The organism is Microvirga sp. GCM10011540, from assembly GCF_042650665.1.
GTDB classification, from domain to species: domain Bacteria; phylum Pseudomonadota; class Alphaproteobacteria; order Rhizobiales; family Beijerinckiaceae; genus Microvirga; species Microvirga lenta.
On the sequence record NZ_JBHSBQ010000014.1, the window covers coordinates 20,460 to 29,067 of the forward strand.

5 protein-coding genes and 2 pseudogenes are annotated in these 8,608 nt (G+C 62.7%); 4 read left to right on the forward strand and 3 right to left on the reverse strand.

Annotated elements, in window-relative coordinates; translation table 11 throughout:
- Positions 1–10: 10 nt before the first annotated feature.
- Positions 11–709, reverse strand: a complete 699-nt coding sequence (locus ACFOYU_RS06655) for a plasmid pRiA4b ORF-3 family protein (RefSeq protein WP_377032961.1) — start codon at positions 707–709, stop codon at positions 11–13.
- 81 nt (positions 710–790) lie between these two features.
- Positions 791–1,580: pseudogene (locus ACFOYU_RS06660) on the reverse strand (IS701 family transposase); the annotation flags it as partial.
- A 469-nt stretch (positions 1,581–2,049) separates the two neighbouring features.
- Between ACFOYU_RS06660 and ACFOYU_RS06665 the strand changes: the two are divergent.
- From ACFOYU_RS06665 to ACFOYU_RS06680, 4 genes are all read left to right on the forward strand, one after another.
- Entirely contained in the window at positions 2,050–2,223 is a 174-nt protein-coding gene (locus tag ACFOYU_RS06665) for a DUF3309 family protein (protein ID WP_377032962.1), read from the forward strand.
- A gap of 96 nt (positions 2,224–2,319) precedes the next feature.
- On the forward strand, positions 2,320–2,487 hold the full coding sequence (locus ACFOYU_RS06670; RefSeq protein WP_377032963.1) for a hypothetical protein: 168 nt from the start codon (positions 2,320–2,322) through the stop codon (positions 2,485–2,487).
- A gap of 189 nt (positions 2,488–2,676) precedes the next feature.
- Positions 2,677–4,353, forward strand: a complete 1,677-nt coding sequence (locus ACFOYU_RS06675) for a methyl-accepting chemotaxis protein (protein WP_377032964.1) — start codon at positions 2,677–2,679, stop codon at positions 4,351–4,353.
- A gap of 230 nt (positions 4,354–4,583) precedes the next feature.
- Positions 4,584–7,244, forward strand: coding sequence for a putative bifunctional diguanylate cyclase/phosphodiesterase (locus ACFOYU_RS06680; protein ID WP_377032965.1), 2,661 nt, complete (start codon positions 4,584–4,586; stop codon positions 7,242–7,244).
- 183 nt (positions 7,245–7,427) lie between these two features.
- On the opposite strand, the pseudogene ACFOYU_RS06685 reads toward ACFOYU_RS06680, so the two are convergent.
- A pseudogene (locus tag ACFOYU_RS06685) lies at positions 7,428–8,483 on the reverse strand (IS701 family transposase); the annotation flags it as partial.
- Positions 8,484–8,608 lie beyond the last annotated feature (125 nt).

An 8,608-nucleotide genomic window follows, 5' to 3' on the forward strand; every position in this document is an offset into this window, starting at 1 on the left:
GGCCATGGCCTCACCACTGTTGATGCATGAGGTCGAGATACTCGGCGTTCCTTAGCCGCCCGTTGATGTCCTTGCGGGAGAACGGCTTTCCTTGCCAGCTCTGGCGCACTTCAAGGCGCTCGAGAGCCTCCCGGACGTCATCGACCTCCTCGGCATTGATGGAGGTGCCTGTGCTTCGCTTGAGAGCGAGCTGATCCACGAAATTAGCTAGGGCGGCGAAGTCATCACGGGTCTCCGGAGCAGTCCAGGCCTCACGCCGGGCCAGAAAGCCGCTCACCCCGCCGCAGTCCTCCGGCGGGCAGAATCCATCCCCATCCAGGCAAATGGGATAGCTACTCCCAGGGTCAGCCTCATGTCGGCCCTCGAGGCGTACCTCGTGTTTCCAGGGGCCATTGAGGTCGTACTCGTAGCGGAAGCGGGTTCCTTGGCGGAGGCGAAGCTCGGAGAGCGGGACATCAGGAGACCGAGCTGCCAACTCTGGAGAGCCGAACCGTCTGGCCCGGAGCGTGAACTGGAACAGATGGATGCCCTCCCAGCCCATCGCCACCTGTATGACACCGTGCAGCTCCCGCAGGGTCATGCTGGCTGGCACCTGAACCCGCCGCCAGATCACGGGGCTGATGCCCACCAGCCAAACCTTGAACTGCAGAATCTTCGGAGATTGGGAAGCACCAGACAAGTCGGGTTCGGATGAGGTGCGCTTTGGCAAGTGAGGATGCCCCGTAGCCTTGTTTCGTCTCGCCGGAGACCGTGTACAACCGCCCCGTTACCAAGCTGCCCCACAACTCCTCATGCTCTCCTTCGCCGTCTCAAAGGCGCCCTCGATCGCCCAGCGCTGACCCTCGACCCGCACCAGCGTGTTGATTGGCGTGCCGGCCGGACACCAGGTCGAAAAGAATGCCAGATCCCCATCAGAGAGGCTGCGTCGGATCAACAGGCCGCGCGTCCACAGGCCGGTTAGATCTTTGTTGTATTCCTCCGCCCTGAGATCAGCCAACTCGACATAGGCCCAGTCATACAAGCGCGCTCCCTTCGTGCCGGTGCCGGCTGACAGGCGCGTCCAAGCCTCGGAAGACAGGGCCTGCGCGATTTGCTCGGCCGTGCCAGTCCTTGGGCAGATACAGCTGACGGTCGATAAAAGCACAGCCCTTGTCGGACACATAAGCGGCAAAGACGCCGATCTGGCAGCTGGTGATCTTGCCGGCCGATCCGGTGTACTGGCGTCCAACCCCACACGAGTGCTGGCCCTGCTTGAGAAAGCCAGTCTCGTCGAGGACGAGCACCGCACCGGGCGAGGCGAGCGTCTCAAGGGCATAGTCGCGCACCATGTCCCGCAGAGCATCCGCGTCCCAGTGGCCGCGGCCGAGCACCGCCTGCTGGCGCCAGGGACCCGGATCACCCGCGGCTTCGGCCCGCATCCACCCCGTCTTACGCCGCTCAGGGCCGAGCAGCCCATCGAGAAAGGCGGCCGCCGAGGCCGCGATACTGGGATGGGCGAACAGGGACTTCAGGTGAGCTTTGACCTGACGCAACTCCACACACCAGAGCTCGAGCATCTGCTCGATGGCCACACCCGTCATGGCAGCCTCCTGTGTCAGATCAGGAGATTATGAGCCCATGAGCGGCGGGTGCAACTGTAGTGGTAGGCCGCGCTGATCGGTGCGAGCAACTTTTGAGCTTGTGGTCGCCGCCGTCAGCTTGTTCGGACTCAACTCCGGCGCGGCGCACGCGATCGTGATCGGCGCGCATGGTCGAGGAGTCCGTCAGGCTCTCTGTGATCTGGACCGTGAACCACAGCCGGTACGCGCGTGGCATCCGGTCCTACCAGCAAGGTAGAAACGGTCATCGCTCTGTCATGGAACAGGTCTAGCTCTTAGCTGCGGGCGCAAACTTGGGCAGCACGGATGCACTGTTGTCTGGCGCCCGCTTTTCTTGGTGGTTTCGGCTGAATAAGCTTGGCTGTTTGCCAAGTGTTGGCGTAGAGCTTCACCGGAAAAATTTAGGGCGCATCCGACAGCGAGGTTGCCTCGGCGGTATGGGACCTGCACGATGGACACCGGCGCATTTCTGCTCTTCATCCTCGTCCTCCTCGGCATCAGCACTCTCCCCGCTTGGTCCTACAGTCGCGACTGGGGCTACCAGCCGCGCCAGCTTCACGCTCGTCGCTCTGGCCGCCCTGATGCTCGTTCTGACGGGCCGTCAATAGACAGGCAACGAGCGTGACTGCAATCTGCGGAACCTTGGGATAGGGCCGCGGCGTTGGGCCACCGGTGGCGTCCCTCTCCTATCCATCATATCTAATCAATGTAGGCGCTTGGCATGCCCGTCGAAATCGAACGCAAATTCCTCGTGTGCGGGAATGAGTGGCGCTCGGGCACCTATGGACAGTGTTATTGCCAGGGTTATCTGGTCTCCGTCGACGGCGTGACGGTTCGGATCCGCCGTGCCGGACCAAAGGCAACGCTGCATATCGGCGCCGCTGATTAGAGCGTGCCTTTAACAGCTGTATGACAGGGCGACCCGACCCGAAACCACAACAGCATCCGGTGCCGTCTTTCCCGTTACAGCAGTTTCGGGCACTCGACAAAAAATTTATTCCTAGGCGGCTACCTTTAACCCTCAGGTAGGATATCGCACCACACAAGCCGCTAAGAAACAGCGCTTGGAGCAAAGTTCATGTCTATCAGCCTACGCAGCAAGCTTGCGGCCGCCGTTGGTCTACTGGGGCTCACTGCCCTCAGCCTCGCTTGGTACGCTGTGGCTCAGATCGACCGTGAGCACGAGAGAGCCGGCACCCTGGAGGTGGCCTGGGACGGTGCGCTCCAGGCTCAGGCTCTCGCTCGGGCCATCGAGCATGCAGTGGTTGTCGCCCACGCCGTCTACACGGCCGAGGACAAGGATCAGGCCAAGGCGAAGTTCGAGTCACTCGCCGCGGCGCTTGCGGAGATCGAGCGGAGGAAGGATCCCTTTCTAGCATGGCTCGAATCGAGCAAGCCCGACCACAAGCAGGCACTCTCGCTTCGCCTACAGGAGTTTCTGGCCTACCAGCGCGACACGGCCGAACTCGGCATAACGGTGTCCCCCAAAGCCGCCCTCATCCAAGCTGCCGACGAGGCGACCATCAAAAGCCGGGAAGCGATGGTCAATTCCATCACGCAGTTGGGCGATGACATTTTGCAGTCCCTCAATCAGTCCCGTACAACCGCAAATGCAGCCCAACGGCAGGCCAAGGCCGTTCTGCTGGCCGTGTTCGGCGGAAGCATCACCCTGGCCCTATTCGGCGCCGGCTGGTTCGCGGCGACCCAGATCCAGCGCCCCCTCTCCCGGCTGCAAACCGCCATGTCCGCCCTTGCTACAGACGACCTGAATGTCGAGGTTCCCTTTCTGACACGACGCGACGAGATCGGAGCAATGGCCGGCATCATTTCGACGTTTCGAAGCGCCCTTATCGACAAGCGCATCAGTGATGAACAGGCGACCGCTAGAACAGCCGAGGAGCTTGAGCGCGGGAGCCGCCTGGAGAGTGCAGCCGCGTTGTTCGAACAACGTGTGCACCAGGTCACGCAAGATCTGTCGCGAGCCGCCGCACGGATGGACGAGGTCGCGCGCTCCATGCGGAACACGGCGCAAATCGCATCACAAAGAGCGACGAGCGTGGCATCCGCGGCGGATCGGACGTCGGCAGAAGTCGGATCGACAGCTCAGGCAGCCGAGACCCTCGCCGAAACGACCCAGGGGATTGACCGGCAGATCGGGGTTGCCGTTTCCATCGCATCGACGGCGCTGTCCGAGCTCTCCGACACGGACAGAACCGCGCGTTCCCTTACAGTGGCGACCCAAGAAATCGGCTCCGTGGTCGAGCTCATCGCGACCATTGCCTCCCAGACCAATCTCCTCGCGCTCAATGCCACGATCGAGGCTGCACGGGCCGGCGCAGCCGGTCAGGGCTTCGCCGTCGTCGCGCATGAAGTAAAGGCTCTTGCGAACCAGACCAGCCGGGCGACCGAGCAGATCTCAGAGCAGATCGCCGCGATCCGGAATGCCGCCGGCCAAACGGTGCAGGCCATCAGCAATGTCGGGCAGACGATCCGGGACATCAGCGCAATCGCGGGCCAGGTCGCATCCGCGGCCGGCGAGCAGAAGCACGCGACCCGGCAGATCGTAGCAGGGATCGGCAATGCCGTCACAGCCGCGCAGGAGATGACGGACGACATTACCCGGGTCCAGGAGGCGGCCGCATCAAGTGATGCCGTCGCGGAGAACGTGCTGACCGTAGCAGGTCATCTCGCCGCAACCTCCCAAGTTCTGGAGAAGGAGATCGGCGACTTCCTCACCCGCGTGCGGGCCGCATGAACCCCCAGCGAATTCAGTGCCATGAAGCGTCGGTTAACCCTGTCAGACTATAATCCGGTACCTGTCACGGAGCTGACAAGAAGGCTCTAGGCGTTCGGCGCAGGCGCCGTTCAGGTCCACGTCCTCATGGGAGCATAGGATGAACGCTCCTTTGTCGCCATCCGACGGTACTAGGCGGTGGGGCCTACGCCTCGTCTGATTCCATGTCATAGCAGCCGGATGGCTCGAAAATGCCAAGTCAAGTCTCCTTCGCGATGGATGCCGACGGTTCAGACGGCGCCTCGGCGCTGCAGCAGCGCTGGTATTCCATGCAAACGTCACCCGGCGTCCTGCCGACCTACGAGGACACGGTTCTTGGCGGTCTCGGACGTCATGCCGACAGCAGCGCCCTGGTGACCACGAACGGCCACGCACCACTAGCGATCCTCTGGGGCGGGGCGCGTTTCGAACGCTGGCTCGGACACGAAGTCCAGGGTCTCGACATCGGGTCCCTGCTGGCGGACGTCACGCATGGAATGCGGGAGGTCGTCCACGATGCGCTTCGATCATGCGCCCCAGCGACCACCCACTGCATCCGCTTTCGCCAAGGCACCATTGAGAGCACCGGCCTGCTTGCACTTCCCCTCGCCAATCGGCAGGGACATCCCTTCGTTCTGCTCTTCATCGAGGGCGTCACTTCGCGGCTCGATCTGGTCGATGCCATCTTTCGGGCGACGAACCAAGGTATGCTGGCGCTCAGCGTCGTCCGCGGCGAAAGCAACGAAGTCACCGACTTTACCATTCTGGCGCTGAACGAAGGAGCGGCCCGCCTTTTGCAGCGGCCGGCATCCGAACTGTGCCTGCAACCTCTTTCGACCGTCGTCCCGAACTTCGCTGCCACTGACGGGATGACGCGGCTTGTTCAAATTCTCGGCGAGGGGGGCCGTGACTCGTTCGAGTTCACCTATCCCACCAAAAGCGGAAAGCAGATCGATTTCAAGATCGAGGTCGGATGCATTGGCGATCTGCTCGCGGTCACACTTGCGGACATTACCGACCTCAAAGGCCGTGAGGCCTCGTTCCGCCTGCTTTTCGAGGGCAATCCCATACCGATGTGGCTCTTCAAGCCGGAAGACCTCCGCATCCTGCGCGTCAACGATGCGGCAGTCATGCATTATGGGTACAGCCGGAGACGGTTCGAGGGCATGACGCTTCTCGATTTACAGCCCTCGGATGAATGGGACATCGTCCAACGAACCGTCCGCGAGATATCCAGTCTGAACGGCTCTAACGGCCACTGGCGACACCTGAAGGCTGATGGCAACTTCATTGAGGTGAATACTTTCGCCCGCACGATCACGTTCGAGGGACGCCCCGCCGTACTCATGGCCGCCATCGACGTCACCGAGCGCCGGCGGGCGGAGGCCCGGATCGCCCACATGGCGCATCATGATGCTCTCACCGACCTACCCAATCGTGTTCTCTTCCGCGAGCGGCTCGAGACGGCGCTCGGTCACGTCCGGGGAAACGACGGCCGGCTGGGTCTGTTCTGCCTCGATCTCGACAATCTCAAGGTGGTCAACGATACCCTAGGCCACTCGGCTGGCGACGAACTCCTGCGTCAGGCTGCGGAACGCCTGCGCAAGTGCGTGAGGCATAGCGATCTCGTTGCCCGCCTCGGCGGCGACGAATTCGCCATCCTCCACACCAACCCGAGGGAAGCTGGCGATATCGCTGCGCTCGCGGAGCGCGTCACCGGCGCGTTCGAAGAGCCGTTTCGCATCCAGGGTCAGCAGGTCCTGAGCGGCATGAGCGTGGGGATCGCAACCGCACCGGCCGACGGCGTGGAGGCCGATCTCCTCCTGCGCAATGCCGACCTAGCCCTTTACCGCGCCAAGACCGAAGGGAGGCGCAGATTCTGCTTCTTCGAGGTGGACATGAACCTCCGCCTGCAGGCCCGTCAGGAAATCGAGCATGACCTGAGGCAGGCCTTCGCCGAAAGGAAGCTGGAACTCCACTTCCAACCGATCATTGAACTTACGGAGCACAGGATCGAAGCCTGCGAAGCGCTCCTGCGCTGGCGCCATCCCGTTCACGGTGACGTCTCCCCGGCCAAGTTCATTCCGCTGGCGGAGGATATCGGCCTGATCGGTCGTATCGGCGAGTGGGTTCTCCTCAAAGCCTGCGCGGAGGCCGTCGGCTGGCCTGAGCAAGTCAGGGTTGCGGTCAATCTCTCTCCAGCGCAGTTCAACAGTGGCAACCTCGTTGCTTGTGTCAGGAACGCGCTCGCTCAATCGGGCCTCGCGGCTGATCGCCTTGAACTTGAAGTCACCGAGTCGGTGCTGCTGCTCGACAACGAGGCGACCATGTCAGCCCTGCACCAGTTGCGGGACCTTGGGGTGCGCGTTGCCATGGACGATTTCGGCACAGGTTATTCGTCCCTGAGCTACCTGCGGGCCTTTCCGTTCGACAAGATTAAGATCGACCGCTCCTTCGTGCGCGAGCTCGGGGAGAACAAGCACTGCACGGCCATCATTCATGCCGTCACAGGGTTGGGACGGAGCCTTGGGATCGCAACGGTGGCGGAGGGTGTCGAGACGAGAGCGCAACTCGAGCATCTGAAGGACAATGGCTGCGACCAGGTTCAAGGATATCTGGTCAGCAGGGCTATTCCGGCGGCCGAGCTGCGGCAGTTCTTCGAGACCTGGCGGACGGGTCTGGGATCAATCCAAGCAAGCGTCGACGCAGGTTCAGCGCATGAACTGCTGAGGCCTTATCCCGTTCGCAACTGGCTGACCGTCTCGAAGAGCCCAGGGAGAGATTGGCGGATTGCTCCCAAGACGAGTGTCGCAGGCGCCGCCGTCCTCCAGAGCACTCGGTCAGCCAACGCGGCAGGCTCCGACAAGGCCTGACTACCTTAATCTCTCCGGCGGCTCGCCCTCTGATCGTCTCGACGGCTTGCAGCACCGATCAGCTAGCACTACTTTGGCACTTTCATCAGTGAGCCGAGGGTGAAGCGGGCCCGGCAGAACGGACATCGCAGTCGCATGGCGTGCGCCAGATGGTCAAGCAGCAGGCGCCGAATGGCCGGTAAGCTAGGTTGCGGTGGAGGTCCGCTGGCTTTTCTTTTTTCCCCCTGTGGCTGCCCGCAGGCGCAGATGCTGCAGGAACAGATAGGCGATCAGCGTCAGCAGCGCATGTCGATGCAAGCCGCGCCATGAGCGGCCCTCGAAGTGATCGAGCCCAAGCTCCTCTTTCAACTGCTGATGCGCCTGCTCGCACACCCATCGGGCCTTGATGAGAGACGCCAGTTGCTTCAATGGCGTGTCGGGCGGCAGGTTGGACAGGTAGTACTTGCGCTCCCCCGATGAGCGATGCTCACCCACCAACCAGACCTCGTCGCCTGGCAGGTGCTGGGCGGCATGCCCGCGCAACTGAACCGCCGGTCCATCAGCCACCCGCACACGCGTAGCGGCAAACCTCGCCCGCAACGGCCCTCTGGTGCCACGCCGCCAGGTGACCCGGCGCCATGACACCTTAGCCAGCATAGCCTCGGCCGAAACCGCTTCGACATCCGGAACCAGCGTCTTGCGGGGGCGTCCGCGCGTGGTGGTGGAGGCCACCATCTGCACATCGGCCGGATAAACCTTTTGAATGCGCACGGTGCCCACGGCCCAGAGCAACCCTAAGGCTGTGAGCGCCTGCCGGAAGGGCGCACTGATGCCATAGCCGGCATCGGCCAGCACCGCCCCGAAGCTCACGCCAGCCTGCATGACACGCTGGAGCTCAGTGAGGGCGATCTGCGGCTTCGAGCACTCTGTCCAGAAGCGCTCGGGCACACCGGCGCGCAGCAGGCGATCGGGATCCTTGACCCAGGTGTCGGGCAGAAACAGCCGCAAGGCGACGGGGATTGGCACCTCATCCTTGGCAAGCGTGAGGGAAACCAGCACCTGGCAGTTCGCCTTCTTGCCTACCGCCCCGGCATACTGCCGACCAACACCCACCGAGTGGGTGCCTTTCTTCGGCAGAGCGGTATCGTCGATCACCAGGACAGCCTCAGGGCCACCTACAAGCCAATTGGCCTGCGCCAGCAGTTCGGCCTCCAGCGGAGCCTCATCCCACGGTCCCACGGACACGAAGTGATGCAGCTTGGCCGGCCCCCACGAGGTGGTCCGAGGTTAATATTAGTGCATTATCGGTCGTGGCGCTACGGCTGGGGTGGCCGGCGGCGTTGGCCGGGGTTGTGCAGCCGGCCGTAGCACCGTCTCCGGGGCGG